Origin of the sequence: Mycobacterium sp. Marseille-P9652 (assembly GCF_902652685.1) — a bacterium.
GTDB lineage: Bacteria > Actinomycetota > Actinomycetes > Mycobacteriales > Mycobacteriaceae > Mycobacterium.
The window spans coordinates 65,328-87,310 of record NZ_CACRUY010000019.1 but is presented as its reverse complement, the minus strand read 5'-3'; the positions used below and the strand labels follow the sequence as shown (position 1 = coordinate 87,310).

The window sequence follows — 21,983 nt, the reverse complement described above, 5'->3', positions numbered from 1 at the left end:
GCCTCCGCGACAAGCCGGCCCCCCGCCGATGCCGCGACCGCCGGCCGGGCCGCCGCCCGCCGCCCGGCCACTGGCGGGCCCGCCTCCCGTGGCTCCGCCTCCGCCTCCTCCGGCACCCGGCTCCTACGCCGGATTGGCCGGTCACGCGATGCTTCACCAGACCGAGCACACCCGCACCTATCCCTGCCCGTCGTGCGGCGGCCAGCTCAACTTCGACATCGCCAGCCAGAAACTGCGGTGTCCCAGTTGCGGCAACTATTCGGACGTCAGCGCGCCGGATACTCCCGTCAAGTCCCGCGAATTGCGCGCCGCGATGCAACAACTCCGGGAGATGCAGCAACGCCAAGCGGGACCCAATGTCACCGGCATGCGGGAGGTCAAGTGCCAGAACTGCGGGGGCACAACCGAGTTCGCCGGTAGCCTGACGGCGACCAAGTGCCCCTACTGCGCGACGCCGATCCAACGCGACGACGTGCACAACGCGCCGGCGCGACTGCCGGTAGACGGCGTGGTGCCGTTTCGCATCGACGAGAAACAGGCCCGCCAGAACATCGAAAAGTGGGTGACCAAGCGCTGGTTCGCACCGACCAACTTCAAGAAGTACCGAGAGATCGGAGCCTTGTCGAGCCTGTACACCGCCTACTTCACCTACGACGCCGAGATCGACACGCAGTACGACGGCGAACGCGGCGAGGACTATGAAGTGCGGGTGGGCACCGACTCCGACGGCGACCCGATATACGAGACGCGGACGAACTGGTACCGCGTCGCGGGGCAGGTGCACAACAGCTTTGCGGACCTTCCGGTCCTGGCCAACGACAGCGAAACCCTGAACCGGAAGCGCATCAAGGAGCTCGAGCCGTGGTCCGTCGAACAGGCCCGGGCGTACTCCGGAGAATTCGTCGCCGGCCATCTGTGCCGCACGTATGACAAAGACGCCGAGCAGGCCCTCCCCGAGGCGCAACAGGAGATGGAGCAGGGCGTCGAGAAAACGGTGCGTTCCGACATCGGCGGGGACCGCCAGCGGATCCACCAGCTCCGCTCCTCGTGGAACTACCTCGGGTTCAAGCACCTCCTCCTGCCGATCTGGCTGCTGACCGTCATGTACAGCGGCAGGCCGTTCCAGGTAGCCATCAACGGACTCACCGGAGAAGTGGCCGGCGACCGGCCGTGGAGCAAGGTGAAGCTGGCGATCGCCATCGCGATCGCGGTCTTGATCGTCATCCTGGCGATCGCCGTTTACGTCTACTTCCGTTCGCACGGTCATCACTCGCCCCCCGCGCCCAGCCACCACGTCCATAAGAGGTAAGCGATGGAAGTCGTTGTGGCACTGGTTTTATTGCTTGTTTTGATTGTGGGTGTGACGGCGGCGGTTGTGGGGGTCGTCCATCGCAACCAACAGCGGGCGATCTCGCGCGACAACGCGTTGATTCCCGGCCGTCCGACGCCCGCACCCCGGGCGTGGGCGGTATCGCACGACCCGGAAGCCCGGCTCCATCGCAGGCTGCGCGACGCGATGGCCGCGCTGCGAGCGGTCAACGCTCTGGACACCGGCTCGACGGTTGTGCTGCGCGCGGATCTGGAGCAGACGGCAATTCAACTCGACGATCACCTCGTCGCCGTCGCCCAACTCGGTCCGACGCAGCGGGAAGAGTTACTTCCCGCGATCACGAAGACGGTAGAGACCATCGAGGCGGCGGTCGGCCGTTACGCCGCCGCCGCGACCATGCCCGACACCAGTGCCCTCGAAGCCGACGTGGCGACGGTGCAACGCCAGCTTGACGTCACCACCGAGCTTCAGCGGCGGCTCGCTCCGTGAGAGTTGCGTGAGGCCAGCGTTGACGCTCGAGCGCCTGATTCGGCTTTAGCGCAGCCGCTTCGGGATTGGCGTCTGCCGAGGCGCGGATATCGAGCCGCTACAAGCCCTCGACGTCGGTCTGAACCTTGAGGGTGCCGGACCATCCACTCATTGAGCCCTTGTTGCAGCCCCCGAGCACTCCATCCAGCTGGACGTCGACCGTGTGGTCGTTGCCCGGACCGTGGGCAACTCTGAAGAAGTGCGCGGGCATTCCCGGGCCTGCCTCGGAATGGCCCTGCTCGACCCCGTCGACGAAGATGTGCACCATCCCCGGCGCACACGCGCTGGGGTCCGCCGTGAAGGTGATCAAGTAGGGGGTCCCGCTGCCGCCCACTTGCATACCCGCCCTGGGCGTGCACGTCTGGCTGTACGGCTGCGGGCAATCCACCGCGAGGTGTTTGGTGTACGTGTTCGCCGACGCGGGGCTGGCCAACGCTAGTGCGGTAAGCGGTCCCGAAATTGCCAGTGCCGGTGCGGCTTTCAGAAATCTCGATGGATGGCTCATGTCCCGAATCCTCCGATGCGACTGTCGACGAGACACCTTTTACACGGGCGGTGTCGCGCAATCACGAACACCGTCAGGGTCCGACAGTATTGACCAGGCCAGCCCCGGCGCATCAGGGTTTTTCCTATATTTTCCGGCGATCCGGCGGCTCCTGAGCTGGTGGCGGTGCGACGAGCCCGGAGACACTGACGCACCCCGGCCCTTCGTGATGCGCCAGTTCGTCAAGTCCGCCGTCTGCACGCCCGACCGGCTGAACTTCACGTTCGTCGGAGCCGCGGAGATGGCCGGCCGCATCATATTCGACCAACTACGTCGCGTCGGCAGGCAGTTGTTCGCAGACGAACCCGCAGTCGCCGGCCGGATCGAGCTGCTCTACAGCGAGATCCTCACCGACGAGATCGGCCACGGCGGCTACTGCGCAACGCGCTGCTCGTCCGCGGAGCGGGCGATCATGCGACGTGTCTACCCCTACATCGGTCGCCTTTTCGCCCGCCAAACCGCGGAATCAGCCTCCTGATCGGCCCGAAGGAGTTGAACGCTCGGCTCGACCGGCCTTTCGACGTCGACGAGCTCGCCGCGGACCTGAAGAACAAGACATATCTTGTCGCCTTCCCGTAGCCGCTGCCCTTCGGCTGCCAGTCTGCCACCGCCGTAACCGTTTCCGTCGGCCTTAGCAGGGCGGAAGTAGTGCCATGCGGGTGCCAATGACCGTCGCGAACATCAATCGTCGCCCCAGCGGCCGTCAGTTATTCAGCCATTGACTCACCCCACCGTGCCCTGAGCAGGTGCCGGTGTGGTGGGTGCTGTAGGAATAGTCGCCGTCACGGCATCGCGCAGTAGCTCCCGGAGGAGGGCCACTCGGTCCGGTCGCGGGACCATCGCTACCAACCAGCCCCGGGACGCCATTCGCCGGCAAGCCGGGTGTTCCATTCGACGGCTGCCCAGGAGATGGATGGGGTATGCATTGGCCATCCGAATTCTTGTAATAGCCCGTGCCGCAATTGGCCAACGATGTGCTCGGCCCGCTCGTGACGATCGCTGGGACCGCGCCCAAGGCGGCCGTTCCGACCACCCCAGCGACGACGAGCACCCGAATCTGAACGCGCATTGTTACTCCGAAAGAACGTCTGTGCATTGGAGGCCTCCCCGAAGGCCGGTCGTGAACGTAACGGTGAAGCGGTGCCGGTCACGCGAGTTTGGAGATTTTCGTCTGACTCACTACTGGCACCCCGCCGGCTGGCACCGTCCTTGCCCGCCGATGGCGCGACGAGTCAGTCGTGACTGCTCTTCAACAACCAACGAGCGCCACTACAGTTTCCTCACAGATTGATACCGATTGATACAGAGCAGTTTTGGGCCCACATATTGATGCACGATGTGCCAGTACGCATGCCGGCATACAGATGCGGGAAATAGTCCCGCACGTCCGTGCACCAACCAGGGAGAGCCATGAAATCCATGAAGTCCATTGCCGTCAGTGCGGCTGCATTGGCCGTCGTCGGCGGTGGCGCCGCCGGGCTGGCATCCAGCGTGTCGGGCATTGTTCCCGCCGGCCTGCCTCAGGTTCACCTGGCCTCCGTCGGCGCGCCGCTGCCGCAGGACCCGCCGCAACCCGCATCGACGATGATTCTGCCGACCTCAGAACAGCTCACTGGCATCCTCAACGACCTTTCCAATCCGGGCGTGTCATACAGAACCAAAGACGGCCTGGTCGAAGGCGGCATCGGGTCGGGCGAGGGCCACGAGATGGATCACGAGCTGCGAGTGGCCTACCGGAACGGGCAACTCCCGCTGTCGTTTGTCGTCTCGAACATCCAACAGAACGGTCCGACGACGGTGATGTCCGATGTGGCTGTCTCGGGCCCGAAGCTGTCGGCCCCGGTTCATAAGTCCCTCATGTTCGTCAACCAGAACGGGAACTGGGTGTTGTCCAGCCCTTCGGCGACCATGCTGGTGCAGGCCGTGGCCGGGCACTGATTGCGCCTTTTCGCCTTTGACGCGCGTTGACGCCTTGCGCGCACACTATCCGCCCGAAAGTTGTTGCGCGAGATCCCACGCGATCTGCGCAAGGGCGCGATAGCGGTCCCGCACGTCTGCTGAGCCGGCCCGGGAGTCGGCCGCGTTGCCGTCGAGCCCGCGCCGCCAGACGCCAGCGGTGATCGACGCAAGGCGGAACATGGAGAACACGATGAAGGCGTCGAGCGAGCGAGGTGGCTCTCGGTCCGCGTGCCGACAGTAACTCGCGACGAATGCTTGCTCATCGGGTATGCCGGTGCCCGTCAAGTCCTCGCCCGCCACACCCCTGGTGCCGCTGAATTCCGGCGAAAGATGATAGGTCAGACAGGTATAGCCGAGGTCGGCCAGCGGATGGCCGATGGTTGCCAGCTCCCAGTCGAGGACCGCGACAATGCGGGGCTCCGTCGGATGGATCAGGACGTTGCCCAGGCGGTAGTCACCGTGCGCAATGCACGCCGGTTCGTCGTCGGTGGGCAGGTGCTCTGGCAGCCACTGCGCCAGCAGGTCCATCGCCGGCATGTCCTCCACACGCGCGGCCTCCCACTGCCTGGTCCACAACGCGACTTGACGCTGCAGGTACCCTTCCGGCCTGCCGAACCCCTCGAGTCCCACAGCACGCCAGTCCACTCCGTGCAGCGCCGCGAGCACCCGCGCGAGGTCCTCGTAGATCGCCGCGCGATGCGCCGGATCGATGCCAGGCAGGGCCGGGTCATGGAAGATGCGTCCGGGGACATAAGCCATGACGAAAAATGCTGTGGCAATGACGGATTCGTCGTTGCACAAGAGCCGCATGCGTGGCACCGGCACGGCGGTGTCGCACAACGCCGACATGACGCGGTGTTCGCGCTCCACGTCATGCGCCCGGGGCAGCAACTTGCCCGGTGGCTTCTTGCGAAGCACATACTCACCGGCGGAGGTTTGCAGGTGAAATGTGGGGTTGCTCTGCCCGCCTTGAAATTGGCGAACCCTCAGTTGACCGTCGAAGCCCGGCAGGTGGCCGCGCAGGTACCGCGCGAGGGCGGCCTCATCAAAGCGGTGCGCCGGTAGCACCGGCACCAGTTCTGCCACACCGTCCATCGGCGCAAGGTTACTTGCCTAAGCAGACGCTCTACGAACGCGAATCCAGGCGGGTTCGATCCGACTCCGTATGGAGAGCGGCCTGACCAACGTGCGGTCCATACACGCCTCGCGTTAGCCGCCGACACCGGTCAGGCCGGCAGCCGACGCGAACGCGCGTAATTCACGCTCGATATCCGGACCCGCCGGCTGATACGCCACTTCGGTGACGCCCAGTGCGCCCAGAGCGGCGATCTTGCGCGGTATCTCGTCCCGCGTTGCAGTCAAAGCCATCGAGCTCGCCATTGGGATCAGCTCGGCGACGTGCGGTGCGTCTCGGGGGTTCGCCTCGACGAGATGGCCGGCGTGGATGGCGAGATGCCGTTCGTGTTGTGGCACAGTCTCAATCGCTTCGCGCCAGCCGCGTCCACCGGGCAGCGGGTCCACCGCCGCCGCGCCGCCGCGTTCGTACATCGCGTGGTAGAGCACCACGGCGGCCGGGCCGGCGGCGGCGATCACCCGCGGCGACGTCAGATCCTCACCGTCGTCGAGGACGGTGCCGAACGCCAGCAACGCGCGCCAGTCGGCTGCCTTAACGGCGTCCGGCTGAGGCACGGCGGCGGAGAAGACGCCGTCGCCCAACTCGGCCGCGACCGCTAACCCCTTGGGGCCGTCCGCGCCGATTAGAATCGGCACATCGAGCGGCCGCCGTGCGCCGAAGCCGGGAAGCTGTAGCATCCGGATCGTCGAGCCGTCCCACGCGGCCGACTCGCCCGCCAGCAGCGCCTTGAGGCAGCGGACGTATTCGGCCACTCGCCGCCACGGCATCGGTCGCTGTCCCAGCGTGAAGCGTCCGGTGAACCCCGAGCCGACTGCAACGGCGACCCGATCGGGTGCCTGGTCGGCGAGCTCGGCGATCGCGGCGGCATTGACGATCGGGTGTCTCAGACTGGGGACAAGTACCCCGGGGCCCAGCCCGATGCGAGTCGTGCGTTCTGCGCACCGGCTCAGCACCATCCACACGTCGGGGTAAAGCGCCGGCGAGTCGTAGAGCCACGCGCGTTTGTAGCCGAGCGCTTCGGCGAGTTCGACGTGTATGTGAGTATTCGACGACGTCGCGAACGCGCAGGAGATTTCCACGGGAGCTGACGGTACTCGCCGCGCAGGCGGACTACTCCCGCTGCAGTCTGTCACCGATCAGCGGGACTAACTGTCAACCATCGCCGAAACACTTTCGCGCATTCAAGCGAGGGCGAGATCAACGGAACCCGTACTGCTGTTGTGGGTCGGGCGGGGGTCAAACCCCACCAGCGGAACTATGAAAGGGCCAATCGGTGCCAGGGGTCTTTGCGAATGCCCATATATGCGATGGTGTCAATCGACACGTTCTTTGTTCTTGACCTGCGAATATGGCCCGTGGTTGCATGCCCGCGTCCGAGTGCGCCCGTCGTCGTTATTCGGGCTTAGCGCACGATTTATGACCACGTCGTGACACGAACGCCTCGATAGACCCCGAATTGTGATTCCGCCCGCAAAAGAGTGCGTGTTCCACTACGCTGGCGGTCCTCGACGGTCGCGGGGGGAGAGATCGCCGTGACGAGTCGAAGGGATGACGTGTTGTGTCGTTTCTGAATGTGGCGCCGGACGCTGTCGGTCAAGTGGCTGGGCAATTGGAGAACATTGGCTCGGCGCTGGCCGCGGCCAATGCGGCGGCCGCGGCCCCGACGAACGGCGTAATTGCCCCAGCCCTCGATGAGGTATCAGCGGCCATCACGGCGCTAATGGGCAACCACGCCCAGGAATATCGAGCCCTGAGCTCCCGCCTGGCGACGTTTCACACCCGGTTCGTGCAGAACCTCAGCCAGGGTGCGGCTGCTTATGCCAGCACCGATGCCGCCGCTGTCGGGGATTTCGTCGTCGGACTGGACCACCAGATTTGGACCAGCGTCTCCAGCGCCTTCGGCCCCTTCAATTCGGGCAACAACAACATTGGCTTCTTCAACACGGGCAGCTACAACATCGGCTTTTACAACGTAGGCAGCTACAACACCGGCTTCTACAACGTGGGCAACAGCAACATCGGTTTGTTCAACGAGGGCACCGGTCACATCGGCATCTCCGGTGGACTGCTCGGGCTGCTTGGCGGCAAGGTCCTTGACATAGTGACTCAGTACTGACGGTTTCTCAACGTGCACGGAAAAGGCTAAACCCCTGCAGGGCAAGCGAGGTATACCCACAAGGCCGCCGCCGCCAGTTTCGGTCGAGTTGTGACATCCTGTCACACTCAGACACATTGCGCCCGAACGGGTTTGGTAACCCCGATTTCGAGCGGGCGCTGACTAGCAGCCGCGTACCTCCAGTCAAGTCCGGGGAGTTGTCGACGGCGATCCTGGACGCGACGCGCACCCTGTTGATCGAAGCCGGATACGGCAGAGTGTCAATGGATAAGGTCGCTGCTAACGCCGGGTGGGAACGCAGACCGTATACCGGCGCTGGCCGTCGAAAGCCCCTTTGGTGGCCGAAGCAGTCATGAGCGCCTATGCGCAAACGGACTTCGCGCTTCCCGATACTGGGGACACGATCGAAGATCTGAGGACCTGGATGCACTAAACCGCCGCACTCGGTGCCGCACCCGAAAACATTGCACCCGTCCGGGCTCTTGCCGCTGCCGCGGCGGAAAACCTTGAAGACCGCGACACCTTGTACCAACAACTCACTGGCCGCTTCCACGGCGCGGTGATGCGCCGGCTACAAACTGGAATTGCGCTGGGTCAGATTCGCGCCGATGCCGACATCGGAGCGGCCGCTGACGCACTGATCGGAGCCACGCTTTATCGCATGCTCAGCGTCACGGCTACGGTCGGTGAGACGATGGGACGTTACGACGGCCTGGTAGACGTATTGATGAGTGGCCTCTCGAAGCGCTGACCCGGCGTCTTGAGTCGCTCGGTAGACGACAGACCTGCAGGCGACGTAATCTCAGGCAGGATCCGCGGCGGTCGAGTGCGGAACCCCGAGTCCTTCCGCCAAGTTCCGCAAGGCGATCTCCGCCAGGGGTAGCTCGGCGTCCACCTCCATGCCCAGAGCCAGCGCCAGGCTGAGATCCTTCTCTCCCAATTCGCGGGTGTGCACGAAGGGCTGGTAGAGGAAGTGGTCCGGGGCGAGCGGCTTGCTCATGTCGTCGCGGAACATCATGGCGCCGGTGCCACCGCTGTGTGCGTCGGTGTGGCGCACGACCCGGCTGAACGCTTGCACATCAAGACCCGCCAATTCGGCGAGTTTCATCGCTTCGCAGGCGGCCGCAAAAGACGTGAAAGTCAGCATGTTCCGCGCCAGTTTCATCCGTGTCCCCGCGCCCGGTTCTCCAGCGTGGACCACCATGGATGCCCACTGCTTGAACGCCGGTTTAACGCGCTCATAGACCTCACGTTCGGCACCCACCATGACCGCCAGATCACCCGTCTTGACCGCTTCCACACCGCCGCTGACCGGTGCATCGATGACGTGGATGCCGTTAGGCCCGAGCTCCGCGGCCAGTTCGACCGCGGTTCTGTGATCGATCGTCGAGTGGATCGCGATGACGGTTCCGCGCTTGGCCCGCGGGGCGAGTCGCGCCACCACGTCGCGAACTTGCTCGTCATTGAGCACCATGACGCTGATGATGTCGGCGGCCGCGACGTCAGCGACGTCGTCGGCGACTTTCACTCCGGCGTCGGCGAACGACGTTGTGGCATCGGGCCGTACGTCGAAGACGATCAATCCCCCGGGCCAGTCGACCAATCGCTTGGCCATCGGCGCCCCAAGGTTGCCCAGCCCAATGAAGCCCAATTTCGGCGTTTGGTCATCGGCCATGGGTGTCCTCCTCGACGTCGCATGATCATTGTGCACGGCAGTCTCAAGCCCGCCGCAGCAGCATCGCGGTAGTTCCGCTGTTGGCCGCTCCGACGCCGACCGCGGCCAGCGTGGCGCCGTCGACCTGTCGCGCACCGGCCTCGCCACGGACCTGCACGCATGCTTCGTGCAGGTGCCCGAAGCCGTGTAGGCGTCCACCGGACAGCTGCCCCCCGGCAGTGTTGATGGGCAATTGTCCGCCCAGCGAGATGCGCCCGGGTTCCGCGACCCACGCGCCGGATTCGCCGACCGGGCAGAAGCCGAAGTCCTCCAGCCAGCACAGCACGAAGACGCTGAACCCGTCATACAACGATGCCACGTCCACATCGTCGATCGTGAAATCGGTGCGCTCCCAAATCGTGGACCAGCGCGAACTGATGCGGGTGATGTCTTCGCCGCCCTCCCACGTGAACCGGTCGTGGTGGGCGCAGTCGAGGGCTTCGACGGCCACGCCGGGATGATCCAGCGCGGCGACGTGATCGGCACGCGAGATGACGAACGCGGTGGCCCCGTCGCAGGCGATGTCGCAGTCGAACATGCAGAGCGGGTCGGAGACCATCCGCACGCTCAGGTACGCGTCCAGGTCGAGTGGCTCGCGATAGATCGCCGTGGGGTTGCGCGCGGCGTGGGCTCGCTGCGCGATCGCTATCGACGCGAGCTGCTCCCGGGTCAGGCCATACCGCACCATCCGCGCGCGGATCTGCAGCGCCGCCAGGTTGGCCGCCGTCACGCCAAATGGCATCTGCCAACCCAGCATTCCGGCGGGGCGGCCGCCACCAGAGCCGTAGCCCCTGCGCCGGCCGGCCCCCTGGGCGGTGCCCTCCCAGATGCTGCGCCAACACAAGACGTGGTTGGCAAGCCCTCCGGCGACCGCCAGCATCGCATCCACCACAGCGCCGAGCTGTCCGGGGGATTCCACTCCCCCGGCGACCCAGTTCGGCCTGATTCCCAGCGCGTCGTGGATGTCGCGCAGCGACGCCCCGGAGAACCCGAGGCCGGGTTGCGAGGAACCGGGATAGGTTGTCAGCCCGTCGATATCGGCGAGGGACAAGCCCGCGTCGTCGACCGCGGCCAGACAGGCTTCGGCGGTGAGCTCCAGCGGGTCGCGGCCCAACCGGCGACCGATCGCCGACTGACCGATGCCGCTGATGATGGCCCGGTCGGTCACCAAGCTCCTCATCAGCGCTCCGGCTCGAACAATGGGACGAAGACCTCGTCGTCGCCGTCTGTGCGTCGATCGAACGTGACCCGGACGGACATATTTGGCGTGACCTCGTCGGGACGGACGTTCACCAGGTTGGTCAGCAGGCGTGCCCGTTCGTCTTCGACCGGGTTGACGAACGCGATGAGGTACGGCGGCGTGAACCCCGGGAACCATTGGTGGCGGTTCACCGTCCAGGATTCGACGAACCCGCGGCCGCTGAGGTCGACATACTCGGTGGCCGCGTGGTCAACAGGGCACAGCAGCGCGGGCGGGTGACACAGCCGTCCGCAGCTGGTGCAGCGTTGCATGCGCAACACTCCGTCGGCGCCGGCGGTCCAGAAAGGCCGATTCAGGGCCGTCAGCGCGGGGACCGGCCGGTCGGGGTCTGGGATGTGAGTCATGGGTTATGGGCGAATCCGACTGCTAGCCAAACACTCCGGGCGATTGCGAGTAGTCCACCGTCGACAGCTCGGTCATGCCTCCGTCGACATGGAGCACCGTGCCGGTCACGAAGGCCGCGCCGTCTCCTGCGAGGAAAGCCACCGCGGGCGCGATCTCCACGGGGCTGGCGCCACGCTTCATGGGCGAGGCCGCCGCGGTCCGCGTGTAGTTGTCCCACTCGGTGCCGATCAGCTTTTCCTGGGCCTCCGTGAGGGCGAACGGGCACACCGCGTTCACGCGGATTCGGTGTCGAGCCCACTCGTTGGCGGCGACTTTGGTCAGCGCGGCCACCGCGCCTTTGGCCGCCGAGTAAGGAGCGGTGTAAGCGATGCCGGCGAGGGCGGACCCCGAGACGAAGTTGATCACCGATGCCCGCCCCGACTCTCGGAGGAACGGGAAACAAAGCTGCATGAACCGAAAGGTCGCCTTGGGCCCGGTGGCCTCCGAGAGCTCCCAATCCTTATCGGTGACCAGCTCGAGCGCCTTGGGCATCGCGAAGAATTGGGCCGCGTTGACCAAGATGTCGATGCGGCCGCCGCCGGTTTCCGCCGTCTCGTGTACGGCGGCTTCAATCGCGTCGCGGTGGGCCACATTGGCCCTGACGAAGGAGGCCCGTCCGCAGTTGCTGCGAATGCGCTCCACCCGCTCAAGGCCCTTCTCCCCGTTCAGATCGACGATTGTGACGTGGGCGCCCAGTTCGGCCAACTCCTCAGCGACGGCCCCTCCCAACCCCTGAGCTCCGCCGGTAACCAGCGCGTACCTGTCCTCGAGACGAGACAACACCACTCCTTGCCGCGATGTAACAATGGAACAATATCCGTTCTATTATCTAATAATTGCAGATGGTCGTTGCCCCTGCCTAGTGGCACACGCCACGACACGACCGTCCTCGGGGAGCGGTGCGGCTTCCGGACGCAAAGCCGCACGTCGCGTAGCATGAAGAGCTGAGATCAGTGCCCTTGGGTTCGTAGGAGTGAGATGTTGACTGATCCGGTCATCAACGAAGCGGAGGTCGGCGCCGAGGCCGACCGCCGCGACCAGATTCTCGATGCCGCGAACGAATGCTTCGCCCAGTTAGGCATCCACCGCACCAGCGTGCAGGACGTGGCGCGCATGGCCAAGGTCTCCCGTGGCACCATCTATCGTTACTTTGTCGATCGTGATGTCCTCATCGAGGCGGCCATCGAGCATGGCGCACAAAGCTTCTACCGCGAAGTCGCCGCGGCGATCGCCAAGAAGACAACGCTGGCAGAGCAACTGGGCGCGATGGCAGAGACCCACGCCAAAATCCTGCTCGACCACCGAACGCGCAACCGGCTCATGGCCGATGACGCGGAGTTGATGCGCCACATGGTCGCCGACGGCGACGCCGCTGTCCGCCGCACCACCAAATTCTTGGAACCCTATGTCCGCGATGCTCAGAAACGCGGGGAAGTCGGCGCCCAAGTCGACGTCACTGCCGGCAGCGAATGGTTGGCCCGCATCATCTATTCCTTCTCGACCGTCAATCAGGGTCTGACTTTCGATATGACCAAGCCGGCCACCGTCCGCCGCTACGTCGAGAAGTTCGCGATCAACGGCCTGCGCTGACGCATCAGTCGACGGCACGCTCCCTACATCGCCGTCCGGCTGTCGCGGCCCATCGCTGCAGGCTCGGTCGCGAACTCACGCACCATCGCCTGGATCATGTACGACGCGGCGAGCCGTCCGTCCCGGGCGAAGACCCGGCCGTCGCCCTGCACCAGCCCGCGTCCGGACCAAAAGGCGTGGTTGGTGTAGAGCAGCCAGTCCGCGACGTCGACGTCGTCGTGGAATGCAATGGTCGCCTTCATGATCCCGGTCGACAAGGTGGCATGCGCCCGCGCCTCGCCCAGCCCCGGATGCGGCAACATGCCAGCAGCGATCGTCCAATGCGTCGTCGACTGGGCCAGCAACGCGGCGTTCAGGTACGGGGTCGCCGGCGCATCGCGAAAACGCACCCAGGCGTTGACAATCGGCGGGCCCACCCGATCGGGATCCGGGTCGTAGGCACCATCGACCACCCGAATCTCGCGGCCCGTCATCCCAAAGCCCTGAAACGACACCGCCGAATCGGGTCCTGGAACGTCCGGCATGGGCTCGGTGTCCCGCATGACGTCGCCGGCTCCCGAGTCCGCGAGCACCAGACCGGCGCTGCGCAATACGCCCCCCTGACTGATCCGAATCTCGGCCGACGAAAATGACCTGCCCCGCCGCAGCACGTCGACCGAAAGGTCCACGGGAGCGTCGAACGAGGCCGCTTTGAGGAAGATCATCGATGCCGATGTGACGCGTTGCCCGGGCAGCGCTTTCGACGCGGCCACGATCGCCTCGCCGAGCAGCTGGCCACCCTCGACGACATTGCGCTCAGTCGGCCCATGTGCGGGCCCGATGAACAGGTTTTCGGTCACCTGCTCGACGTCGATGATCCTGCACAGCTCGGCGGCGTCTCCCCACAGGGGAAACCGCACCGGAACCGTTGAGCCGTCCGGCCAGTCTTCGACGACAACCACCCGCAGGACGTCGTCATAGAAGGAAACGTGTCCCGCGATCGCTTCAACCTCCGGCAACGGCGTGCGATACGCCCAAACGACGTTCTGGACACCGTCGTTCGATCCCTTGAAGCTCCAATAGCTTGCCCGACCCTTGAAGGGGCACACCGTGCTGTGCTCCGACGGGCTCAACAGCTCCCACCGCACGTCGGCGTCGGGGAAGTACAACCGGTCGCGGTGATCGGTCTCGGTCACCACGAGGCAGCGATCGCTCTCGGCAACGAGCACGTCACCGAACCACACCTCACCTCTATGCGGACAGCGGGTCGCCTCGATGCGGTAATCGGGATAATCGGGCCACGCCGATTCGACTTGCGTTGTCATCACTGTCCTTTCGTCGCCAGCCTCATACCGCACGTCGCGGCGATGACGGTGGACGAATCACGATCTGCTCGAGGCCCACGGCGGGAAAGTTCAAAGCACTGGCGAATGTCCCTGCCAGCAAGTCGGCGACATCCTGGGGCGACATCAATGTCTCCTGCAAGAGGCCGCGCGCGACCCAATCCTGCACGACCGTCCCGAGCAGTTCGGGGTCGAACGCCGCGGTGAACTCTGTCGGAACGGTGCCGCCCACCGCGACGCAGCAGTAGCGGAAGCCGGGATGCTCTGTGCGCCAGGCATTCAGGCTTTCCGCTAGCGCGGCCTTGCTGGAGGAATACGCGCCCAACCCGGCCCGTGGCTGTCCAACGGTCTCGGAGGACAGGGCGCCGACGATCGCCGCCGGCGCTAGCACCGGCAGGCAGCACTTGATGACTTGATGCACACCGACGACGTTGGTCTGCATCACATCGAGCCAGTCCCCGGCGGAGGTGTCGGCGAACATCCGCAACGGGGCGTAGCCCACGGAGACGAACAGCAGATCGATGGCGCCGAGGGTCTCGCGGGCCGTCTCGGCGAGCCGCGCGCAATCGTCAGCGTCGCGCACATCCACACTGACCGCCGTGCCGCATCCGGCTTCCGCGGCAACCTCCTCCAGACGGTCTCGTCGGCGTGCCGCGATGAGAAGATCGGCGCCCTCCTTGCCGGCCCGCACGGCGAATGCCCGCCCGATCCCGGCCGATGCGCCCACCACCGCGACCCGCTTTCCGGCCAACGTCCGTCCGTCCATGTGCTGACCACCGATCGAAGTCGTCTGAAAGCCGTCCGACATGGGGAACAATAGTACATAGTTTGTTCAGTTGAGCGGCTTCCGGCTGGTGTCAGCGGAGCCCATTGATGGCGAAGGTTTCGACGTAGCGCCGGACCGTGTCGGGCTTGGACATGTCGAACGTCTGGGCCTCGTTGACGGTGGAGAATGACCAGATGATGCGAGCCAGCCATTCGCTTGCCGCGGCGACATCGACGCCGGTGCCGACCTCGCCCCGCTCGCGCGCCGCTTGCACATAGGGTTCGAGGAACTGGGTGGTTCGCCGGACCGCGGTGTCACCGTCGGAGATCATGTGCCGCATCAGCTCGGCGTCGTCGGCCATCAGGCGGTTCCTTGTCCGATGGTCAAGAAGGATTCTGGCGTGCGTTTCCGCCATCGCGCCGACCTGCTCCGCCAGCGTGTTCTTCTTGGCCATCGCCGAAGCGACCTCGCGATAGAACCGCTGCGCGCCGAATTCGATGGCGGCGTCGATGAGCACGTTGCGGTCTTCGAAGTACCGGTACACCGTGCCACGCGACACGTTGGCTTTGCGCGCAACGTCTTGGACGCTGGTGCGCTGGATGCCGAGCTGCGTGAAGCATTCGTTCGCCGCCTCGAGAATCTGGTCCCGGCGATCGAATTCCCCGTCCGACAAGAGCTCGGCAGGGGCTGGTTTCGTCGACATGTCGCTCTATGCTACGCGACAAAACGACGCGCCGTGTTCCGTCCGTGGGCCGAGAAGACGCCGCAGGCGGCCATAAAGTAGTCATTGCGACACATGGCGTCCTGCTGTTTAGTATGGCCTCAGTCGGCGATTACGCCAGAAACGAGGGCAGCGCGTGGAGCTTGGCGTGGCGGGACGCAACTTCGTCCTCGTCGGCGGGACGACCGGGATCGGGTTCGCCGCCGCCGAGCAGCTCGCCGCGAATGGCGCCAACGTGGCGTTGCTGGCTCGCGACGGAGACCGCGCCAGGGCACGCGCAGAGCGACTGACCGCGGACTACGGGGTGGGTGCGGTCGGGATCGGCGTCGACGCGGCCGCCGCCGGCGATGGGGTGGACCGCGCCGTCGACCGCGCGGCCACAAGCCTGGGCCCATTGCGCGGCCTGGCCGTCACCGCGGGACCGATGAAGCAGCAGGGACCCTTCCTCGAACACGGCGACGAGTCGTGGGACTGGTATTACCAATTGATTCTGATGGGGACCGTGCGCTCGTGCCGCGCGGTCATCCCGCACCTGCAACGCAATGGGGGCGGGACCATCGTGACGACGGCCGCGTATTCCGTTCGGGCGCCCAAGGTCCTCATTCCGCCTTACAACGCGCTGAAGGCCGCGGTGTTGACCTTGTCCAAGATCCTCGCCAAAACGCATGGCCCGGACGGTATCCGGGTGAACACCGTGTGCCCTGGGCTGTTCGACACCGAGGTGAACGACTTCATCCGCGCCAAGCGGGCAGCGCAATATGGAGTTGCGCTGGAGGACGCGATCTATACGCACCTGGCGAGCAACCCGGACTGGAACATGCGCGTCGCCCTCGGCCGCGGCGGCCGTCCCGAGGAGGCGGGCGAGCTGATCGCGTTCCTGCTGAGCGACAGGGCCGCTTTCATGACGGGCGCGGCCGTCAACATCGACGGAGGCACGGATTTCTGAGGCCCTCAGATCCCGATCTCGTCGGCGAGCAGTCGCCGGTGAAAGGAGGCGTCGCCCAGCAGGTGCCCCGACGACTGAGCGCGCTTGAAGTACAGATGGGCGGGGTGTTCCCAGGTGAATCCGATGCCACCGTGGATCTGAATGTTGGCGGCGGCGGCCCGGGCGTACGCCTCCGAACTGCACGCCTTGGCCAACGACGCCACCGCCGGCAATTCGGGCGAGCGTTCGGCAGCGGCCCGCACCGCGTAATAGGCCGCCCCGCGGGCACATTCGATGTCGAGGAATACATCGGCGCACTTGTGGCGGATGGCCTGGAATGAGCCGATGGGCTTGCCGAATTGCCTGCGTGCCTTCGCGTAGGCGACGGCCATCTCGAGGCAACGCTGCGCGCCGCCGACCTGTTCGGCGGCCAGCGCGGCACAGCCGAGGGCGAGGGTCGACCGCAACACCGCCGCTGCGCCGCCTGCACGACCGACGAGCGACGCGGGCGTCGCAGTGAATTCGATCCGGGCGTATTTCCTGGTCGGGTCCAGGGTGGACAGCGCGCGCCGGGCGACGCTCTCGAAGCCGTCCACAGCGAATAGCGACAATCCGGAATCGGTCTGGGCCGCCACGAACAACACATCTGCGCTGCAGCCGTCGAGGACAAAGACTTTGGCTCCATCGACCATCCAGCCGTCGGCCGTTTCGCGCGCTCGAGCCCGGATAGCGCCTGCCTCCCAGCGGCCAGACTCCTCGGTGACCGCCAGGCTGGCGATCGTGGCCCCTGACACGATGCCCGGGAGGTACCGCTCTTGGGCGCCGCGGTCGCCGGAGCCAAGCAGAGCGCTCGACGCCAGTACCGCCGATGCGAAGTACGGGGAGGGAACCAGGGCGCGCCCCAGCTCCTCGGCGACGACGCCGAGTTCGACGAAGGTGTACCCCTGTCCGCCGAATTCTTCTGGGATCGCGAGCCCTACCAGGCCCAGCTCGTCGGACATCTGCGCCCACAGCGACGGGTCGTAGCCCAGGGGCGATTCCATGTGGCGGCGCACCTGCGTCTCGTCGGCCCTGCTCTCGAAGAAAGAGCGCACGACGCGGCGCAATTCGTTCTGCTCGTCGGTGAATCCGAACGCCATTGCATGGCTCGACATTCAAGACTCCACGGCACTGCGCCCGGTCGGGCGCACCCTCGGCGCTTCAGCGCCCCGGCGCAGGGTACGCAGCCACTCGCCCACGGCGGCGGGGGCCGGTACCGGCGCATCGAAGCGTCCGGGGTCGGCCGCCCAGAACTCCTCCCACGACGGGAACGCGTCATGGAACGAGCCGTCCTCGCTCGGGCCGCCGGGCCAGCGCACCTTCTGCGGACCGATCGGCGGGTCGGTGATGTCGCTGCGGTACCAGAACAGCGGGGTGCGACGCGCGAAATACCAACGGCCGTCCCGTCTTTCGTAGCGGTCGAGATAGGCCAGCATCTCGATGAACCACGCGGTCTCGGTTTCCAAGTCGTTGCGCGAGTAGACAAGTCCGCTCGCGGTGTCGGCGTCGTGGACGTCGATGACGTGGCCGAGGACGCCGTGCGCGCTGCCCAGCAGCGTCGGGCGCATCTCTGCGTCGTACCATCGGCGCATCGCGTCGCGGCCGCCGCGCTTGCCCGGCACACCGACGTCGTCGACGAAAAGATTTGCCAGAGAGTCGAAGTCGCGCATGTCCAACGCCACTGCGTAGCGCGCCGCCAGCTGCCGGATTTCCTCGATGGCCTCCAGCCGGGCGACCCGCGCCTCCAACCCGGTCATGCCAGTTCGCCCGACGTCAGTAACTGCACCAGCCGGGGCTTGTCGATCTTGTTCGTGGTGGTGTACGGCAGCCGATCGGCGTCGAGGAGGATCACCCACCGCTTGGGAACCTTGTACGCGGCCAGTTCCCTCCGGCACGCGGCCGCGAGCTCATCCTGCGACGTGCACCGCCCCTGGTTGAGCACGACCACGGCGCAGACGAGCGCGCCCTTGTCCGTGTCCGGAACGCCGACGACATAGGCGATCCGGACGCCGTCGACGTTGCCGATCACCGCCTCGACCTCGACCGGTGCGACGTTGGCGCCGGAGGTCTTGATCATGTCGTCGGTGCGACCGGTGAAGAACAGGAAGCCGTCGTCGTCCAAATATCCGGCGTCCTTCGTGTGATACCAGCCGTCGTCGTCGAACAGGTCGCTGCGCTGCCGTCCGACCATGCCGCGCATCATGGCCGTGCCTCGCACGCAGATTTCCCCTACCGTCCCATTGGGCAGCTGCACGCCGGTTTCATCGACGATCTTGTGCTGATAGCCGGGTGCCGCAACCCCGAGCGATCCGCGTTTGCTTTCCGGCACCGGTTCGTGTGGTGGCCACCAGGTGTGCGAACTGCATGTTTCGGTCATCCCCAGTTGGGTGATCAGCAGCGTCGGATCGGCAGCTCGCAGTTCCGGCGGCAGCAGGACCTGGTGGTATCCCCCGCGCAGGCTCGACAGATCGGTGGAGGCGTAGTCGGGATGATTCGCCAGCGCCCGGCCCACGTGCGGGAAACCCGTTGCGTACGTCGCGCGTTCGGATTCGAGGAGGCGTAGCACGTCGCCGGCGTCGAACTTGTGCTCGGTGAGGATGGTGGCGCCGGTCTGCATCGGTCCGAGCAGACCGAAGACCAACCCGGCGACCCAGAAGAACACCATCGGGATGTACACCCGGTCGTCGGGTTTCCACTCGTGCTGCGTGGCGACGAAGCGAGAGTGTGCGATCGCGGTGCCGTGCGTGTGGATGACGCCCTTCGGGTCCGAGGTGCTTCCCGATGTGTAGATGACGACCAGGTCGTCGGACGGGCGGACGGTGGATTCGCACGCTCGCAGAAACGCTTCGGGCACGGGTTCCGGCCACACACTCGGCCAGGGCCGCTCGGTGGCGCCGAGCCCGAATACATTGCGCAACTGCGGCAGTCGCTCGAGGTTCAGGGGCGCACCCGGGGCCGGAAACTCACCCGCAGCATCGGCGACCCGCGCCAGCATGTCCTTGCCGAGCAGCGAGTCGACCGATAGCAGGGTGTGGATGTCGGCGTCGCGGAGCAGCCACCTCAATTCCGGCGGCTGAAAGAAGGTGTTGATGGGCACCGCGACCGCGCCAATCCGGGTGGCAGCCAGGAAGGCGACCACAAAGTCGGGTCCGTTGGGCGCGAGGATTCCGACCCGAACGCCTTTGGTGACTCCGCCTCCAAGTAACCGCCGCGCCATCTCTGCAGACCGAGTATCCGCCTGGCCGTAGGTGATCCGTTCGATTGTCCCACCGCCCGCCGACGAGACGACGAAGTCGTTGTCCCCATAGGCGGCGACCAGCCCGGCCAGCATCGACGGGACGACGGGCGCGTACGGCAGCGGGTCGTAACTGAACGTTCGTGCGCATTCATCCATTGCGCGTCATTCCGGAACTCATCGGCTCATTCCACGACTCATTCGACGACCCACCGCGGTTCCCGCTTTTCCGCGAATGCGAGCATCCCTTCCCGGTAGTCGGGATGGGTCAGCTGGTGTTGCAGCACATAGCGATACGCGACGTCGTTGGCCGCGCGCAGCCCGACATCGAGGCTGGCCCACATCGCCTTGATCGACGCCTGGACCGTCGCCGGCGAGAGTTTCGCAATGTCCAAGGCGATTTCGCGCGCCCGCTGCTGCAGCCGGTCCGCGGGCACGACCTCGTTGATCAGGCCGATCTCGTAGCCCCGCTGCGCGCTGATCCGGCCCTGCTTGGTCATCAGCCCGAGTTGCATCACCATCGAGAGCGGCATTCTGCGCAGCAGCACGGCGGGCTCCAGCGCGAACACGTTGCCCACGGCCAGATGCGTGTCGATCAGCTCGGCGTGCTCGGCCGCGATGATCAGATCGGCGTCGGCGACCTGATGCAGGCCGCCGCCGACGACGATTCCGTTGAGGGCGCAGATGACCGGCTTCCACACATTGTGGTGCAGCCGCGAGCCGGGGACCTTGTTGCGGATGCCGCCCTCGGCCGTTGCCCGGATGTCCTGACCCGCGGAGAATGCGCGGTCGCCGGCCCCAGTGATGATGGCGACCCGGATGTTCGGGTCCTCCCGCACCCGCGCCCACGCGATGCCGAGCTCGGTGCGGGTCAGGTCGTCGGTGGCGTTGAGCCGTTCCGGTCGATTGATCGTGATGGTGGCGACCTGCTCGCAGACGTCGAACAGGATTCTCTTCAGTTCCACGACATCCCCTGGCATCGTCTCGTTGCAGTAAACACTACATCAGCATCTGTCTCGTCGTTCCGCATCGACGTCATGGCATCCACTGCCCGCCCGAAACCGAAATGAGTTGGCCGGTGACGTGTTTGGCGGCGGGCGAGCACAGAAAGGCCACCACCCCCGCCACGTCCTCCGGCTCACCGATGTTTCCGGTCACCGTCGTCTTGCGCATCTGCGCCAGCTCGTCGGACGTCTTGCGCGACAACAGCCACGGCGTCGCGGTGGTGCCGACCACGACGGTGTTGACCCGGACCCCATGCACCCCGAGCTGAACGGCCATCAGCCGGCTCAGCCCTTCAACACCGGCCTTGGCGGCCGCGTAGGCCGGCGGCCCGGTGCGCACCCCGTGGGCTGACACCGAGCTGACGTTCACGATGGTCCCGCCGCCGTGGGCGACCATCTGCCGGGCGGTGACCTGCGCCATGACGAAGGTGCCCTTGAGATTGACGTCGACAATGCGGTCCCAGTCCTCGTCCGTCTCATCGAGAAACGTGCCGGGCAGCGTCATACCCGCGTTGTTGACCAACGCCCGAACGGGCCCGTACCGGTCGACCAAGCCGCTCAGCGCGTCCTCGACCGCGCCACGGTCTGTGATCGACACGTTCATCGGGACGAGCAATCCCGATCTCGCCTCATCCGAATCCTCGGCGCGCGCAATGGCCTTCGCGTTCACGTCGATCGCTGCTACCCGGTGCCCGCTACACATGAGCGCGGCCACAATCGATTCACCGATGCCCCTCGCTCCCCCGGTGACGACCGCGAGCGGACGGGAATCATCCGACACGCTTGCCACCCCCTCGTCCCGGTCCGGACGTTGCGACGGTGCGCTCGATCGCGGCGATCGAGGGCCGCACCAACTCCACGGATTCGGCCATCAGTTGGGACAACTCGCCCCGACCACCGGCGGCGACCCACGAATCGATCGCTGCGCGGTTGGCGGCGTTGATCAGCGTCGCGGCCAGCCGAGGCCGCAAGTCCGGTTGGGTGTCGCTGCCCAGCCAGCGCGCGACCTCGGCCGTGAGCTGATCGATCCAGTCCTCGTTGATCCGCAGCATCGTCGCGCGCAGCGCCGGCAGGCTGTGATACATCCGCGCGCGGACCAGGAACATGTCGGGCTGATCGACGATGGCCCGGGCCACGGCCATCGACGTCTCGGCGAGCGCGTCGCACAGGGAGTCAGACCGCGCGGCGCGGAAGCGGCGGATCGCCTCCTGCAGCCGCTCGGCGTAACCGTCGAACAGGATGTCTTCCTTGCTGGAAAAGTGATGGAAGAACGTGCGCGGCGCGACCCCGGCCGCCGCGGAGATCTGGTCGACGGTGGTGCCCTCGTAGCCCTGAGTGGTGAACAGCTCGATCGCCGCATGGATGAGCGCCTGTCGGTTGCGTAACCCGCGGGCCCGTCGTTGGTCCATG

The 21,983-nt window shown here is 65.7% G+C and carries 25 protein-coding genes and 1 pseudogene; 9 read left to right on the top strand and 17 right to left on the bottom strand.

The annotated features are described in order from the left end of the window. Both GPY60_RS12885 and GPY60_RS12880 read left to right on the top strand, forming a co-directional pair. A partial coding sequence (locus GPY60_RS12885; RefSeq protein WP_370462715.1) for a hypothetical protein occupies positions 1 to 1,309 on the top strand: 1,309 nt, incomplete at its 5' end. 3 nt (positions 1,310 to 1,312) lie between these two features. Next, complete coding sequence (locus tag GPY60_RS12880; RefSeq protein ID WP_156688061.1) at positions 1,313 to 1,819, top strand: hypothetical protein; 507 nt, start codon at positions 1,313 to 1,315, stop codon at positions 1,817 to 1,819. Between the two features lie 97 nt (positions 1,820 to 1,916). Here the strand turns inward: GPY60_RS12880 and GPY60_RS12875 are convergent, their stop codons facing one another. Continuing rightward, the gene (locus GPY60_RS12875; protein ID WP_231639621.1) at positions 1,917 to 2,291 is read right to left on the bottom strand and encodes a hypothetical protein; all 375 of its coding nucleotides are present in this window, start codon (positions 2,289 to 2,291) and stop codon (positions 1,917 to 1,919) included. Between the two features lie 265 nt (positions 2,292 to 2,556). Between GPY60_RS12875 and GPY60_RS12870 the strand changes: the two are divergent. Continuing rightward, positions 2,557 to 2,981 (top strand): annotated as a pseudogene (locus tag GPY60_RS12870) (hypothetical protein); the annotation flags it as partial. Positions 2,982 to 3,105: 124 nt separating this feature from the next. Here GPY60_RS12870 and GPY60_RS12865 read toward each other — a convergent pair. Further along, on the bottom strand, positions 3,106 to 3,471 hold the full coding sequence (locus tag GPY60_RS12865; protein ID WP_156688059.1) for a DUF3761 domain-containing protein: 366 nt from the start codon (positions 3,469 to 3,471) through the stop codon (positions 3,106 to 3,108). A 341-nt stretch (positions 3,472 to 3,812) separates the two neighbouring features. Between GPY60_RS12865 and GPY60_RS12860 the strand changes: the two genes are divergently transcribed. Beyond that, on the top strand, positions 3,813 to 4,340 hold the full coding sequence (locus GPY60_RS12860) for a hypothetical protein (protein ID WP_156688058.1): 528 nt from the start codon (positions 3,813 to 3,815) through the stop codon (positions 4,338 to 4,340). A 45-nt stretch (positions 4,341 to 4,385) separates the two neighbouring features. On the opposite strand, the gene GPY60_RS12855 is transcribed toward GPY60_RS12860, so the two are convergent. Next, positions 4,386 to 5,456, bottom strand: coding sequence for a phosphotransferase (locus GPY60_RS12855; protein WP_156688057.1), 1,071 nt, complete (start codon positions 5,454 to 5,456; stop codon positions 4,386 to 4,388). Positions 5,457 to 5,570: 114 nt separating this feature from the next. After that, on the bottom strand, positions 5,571 to 6,575 hold the full coding sequence (locus tag GPY60_RS12850; protein WP_156688056.1) for an LLM class flavin-dependent oxidoreductase: 1,005 nt from the start codon (positions 6,573 to 6,575) through the stop codon (positions 5,571 to 5,573). A gap of 479 nt (positions 6,576 to 7,054) precedes the next feature. Here GPY60_RS12850 and GPY60_RS12845 point away from each other — a divergent pair, with 479 nt between their 5' ends. The 3 genes from GPY60_RS12845 (at position 7,055) to GPY60_RS27075 (ending at position 8,363) form a co-directional block, all read left to right on the top strand. Continuing rightward, positions 7,055 to 7,612, top strand: coding sequence for a PE domain-containing protein (locus GPY60_RS12845; RefSeq protein WP_156688055.1), 558 nt, complete (start codon positions 7,055 to 7,057; stop codon positions 7,610 to 7,612). 116 nt (positions 7,613 to 7,728) lie between these two features. Further along, entirely contained in the window at positions 7,729 to 7,968 is a 240-nt protein-coding gene (locus tag GPY60_RS27720; protein WP_370462714.1) for a TetR family transcriptional regulator, read from the top strand. 107 nt (positions 7,969 to 8,075) lie between these two features. Next, complete coding sequence (locus GPY60_RS27075) at positions 8,076 to 8,363, top strand: TetR/AcrR family transcriptional regulator C-terminal ligand-binding domain-containing protein (RefSeq protein WP_231639628.1); 288 nt, start codon at positions 8,076 to 8,078, stop codon at positions 8,361 to 8,363. A 51-nt stretch (positions 8,364 to 8,414) separates the two neighbouring features. Here the strand turns inward: GPY60_RS27075 and GPY60_RS12835 are convergent, their stop codons facing one another. The 4 genes from GPY60_RS12835 to GPY60_RS12820 are packed head-to-tail and all read right to left on the bottom strand — an operon-like array spanning position 8,415 to position 11,754. Next, positions 8,415 to 9,287: an NAD(P)-dependent oxidoreductase gene (locus GPY60_RS12835; RefSeq protein WP_156688054.1), complete on the bottom strand. Its 873-nt coding sequence runs from the start codon at positions 9,285 to 9,287 to the stop codon at positions 8,415 to 8,417. A 43-nt stretch (positions 9,288 to 9,330) separates the two neighbouring features. Continuing rightward, the gene (locus GPY60_RS12830; RefSeq protein WP_156688053.1) at positions 9,331 to 10,506 is read right to left on the bottom strand and encodes a thiolase family protein; all 1,176 of its coding nucleotides are present in this window, start codon (positions 10,504 to 10,506) and stop codon (positions 9,331 to 9,333) included. After that, the gene (locus GPY60_RS12825; protein WP_156688052.1) at positions 10,506 to 10,931 is read right to left on the bottom strand and encodes a Zn-ribbon domain-containing OB-fold protein; all 426 of its coding nucleotides are present in this window, start codon (positions 10,929 to 10,931) and stop codon (positions 10,506 to 10,508) included. The genes GPY60_RS12830 and GPY60_RS12825 overlap by 1 nt, the downstream gene beginning before the upstream one ends. A 22-nt stretch (positions 10,932 to 10,953) precedes the next feature. Beyond that, a complete protein-coding gene (locus tag GPY60_RS12820) occupies positions 10,954 to 11,754 on the bottom strand; it encodes an SDR family NAD(P)-dependent oxidoreductase (RefSeq protein WP_304610699.1) in 801 nt (266 codons plus the stop codon). A 195-nt stretch (positions 11,755 to 11,949) separates the two neighbouring features. Here GPY60_RS12820 and GPY60_RS12815 point away from each other — a divergent pair, with 195 nt between their 5' ends. Continuing rightward, on the top strand, positions 11,950 to 12,561 hold the full coding sequence (locus tag GPY60_RS12815) for a TetR/AcrR family transcriptional regulator (protein WP_156688050.1): 612 nt from the start codon (positions 11,950 to 11,952) through the stop codon (positions 12,559 to 12,561). Positions 12,562 to 12,584: 23 nt separating this feature from the next. On the opposite strand, the gene GPY60_RS12810 is transcribed toward GPY60_RS12815, so the two are convergent. From GPY60_RS12810 to GPY60_RS12800, 3 genes are read right to left on the bottom strand one after another with little or no spacing between them, the layout of a single operon-like run. Then, complete coding sequence (locus tag GPY60_RS12810) at positions 12,585 to 13,865, bottom strand: DUF427 domain-containing protein (protein ID WP_156688049.1); 1,281 nt, start codon at positions 13,863 to 13,865, stop codon at positions 12,585 to 12,587. Positions 13,866 to 13,887: 22 nt separating this feature from the next. Then, on the bottom strand, positions 13,888 to 14,691 hold the full coding sequence (locus GPY60_RS12805) for an SDR family oxidoreductase (RefSeq protein WP_231639617.1): 804 nt from the start codon (positions 14,689 to 14,691) through the stop codon (positions 13,888 to 13,890). Between the two features lie 49 nt (positions 14,692 to 14,740). Continuing rightward, on the bottom strand, positions 14,741 to 15,352 hold the full coding sequence (locus tag GPY60_RS12800; RefSeq protein ID WP_156688048.1) for a TetR/AcrR family transcriptional regulator: 612 nt from the start codon (positions 15,350 to 15,352) through the stop codon (positions 14,741 to 14,743). 166 nt (positions 15,353 to 15,518) lie between these two features. On the opposite strand from GPY60_RS12800, the gene GPY60_RS12795 reads away from it, so the two are divergent. Then, positions 15,519 to 16,316 (top strand): SDR family NAD(P)-dependent oxidoreductase, encoded by a 798-nt coding sequence (locus GPY60_RS12795; RefSeq protein WP_231639615.1) that lies wholly within the window; start codon positions 15,519 to 15,521, stop codon positions 16,314 to 16,316. A gap of 5 nt (positions 16,317 to 16,321) precedes the next feature. On the opposite strand, the gene GPY60_RS12790 is transcribed toward GPY60_RS12795, so the two are convergent. The 6 genes from GPY60_RS12790 to GPY60_RS12765 form a co-directional block, all read right to left on the bottom strand. Beyond that, positions 16,322 to 17,449, bottom strand: coding sequence for an acyl-CoA dehydrogenase family protein (locus GPY60_RS12790; RefSeq protein WP_197283656.1), 1,128 nt, complete (start codon positions 17,447 to 17,449; stop codon positions 16,322 to 16,324). Then, the gene (locus GPY60_RS12785) at positions 17,450 to 18,091 is read right to left on the bottom strand and encodes a nuclear transport factor 2 family protein (protein ID WP_156688046.1); all 642 of its coding nucleotides are present in this window, start codon (positions 18,089 to 18,091) and stop codon (positions 17,450 to 17,452) included. Continuing rightward, positions 18,088 to 19,728 carry a class I adenylate-forming enzyme family protein gene (locus tag GPY60_RS12780; protein ID WP_156688045.1) on the bottom strand — a complete coding sequence of 547 codons (1,641 nt, stop codon included), beginning with the start codon at positions 19,726 to 19,728 and terminating at the stop codon, positions 18,088 to 18,090. Before GPY60_RS12780 ends, GPY60_RS12785 begins: the two co-directional genes overlap by 4 nt. Before the next feature lie 38 nt (positions 19,729 to 19,766). Further along, complete coding sequence (locus tag GPY60_RS12775; RefSeq protein ID WP_156688044.1) at positions 19,767 to 20,534, bottom strand: enoyl-CoA hydratase-related protein; 768 nt, start codon at positions 20,532 to 20,534, stop codon at positions 19,767 to 19,769. 70 nt (positions 20,535 to 20,604) lie between these two features. Next, positions 20,605 to 21,354 carry an SDR family NAD(P)-dependent oxidoreductase gene (locus tag GPY60_RS12770; RefSeq protein ID WP_156688043.1) on the bottom strand — a complete coding sequence of 250 codons (750 nt, stop codon included), beginning with the start codon at positions 21,352 to 21,354 and terminating at the stop codon, positions 20,605 to 20,607. Beyond that, a complete protein-coding gene (locus GPY60_RS12765) occupies positions 21,344 to 21,982 on the bottom strand; it encodes a TetR/AcrR family transcriptional regulator (protein ID WP_156688042.1) in 639 nt (212 codons plus the stop codon). Before GPY60_RS12765 ends, GPY60_RS12770 begins: the two co-directional genes overlap by 11 nt. Position 21,983: the final 1 nt, after the last annotated feature.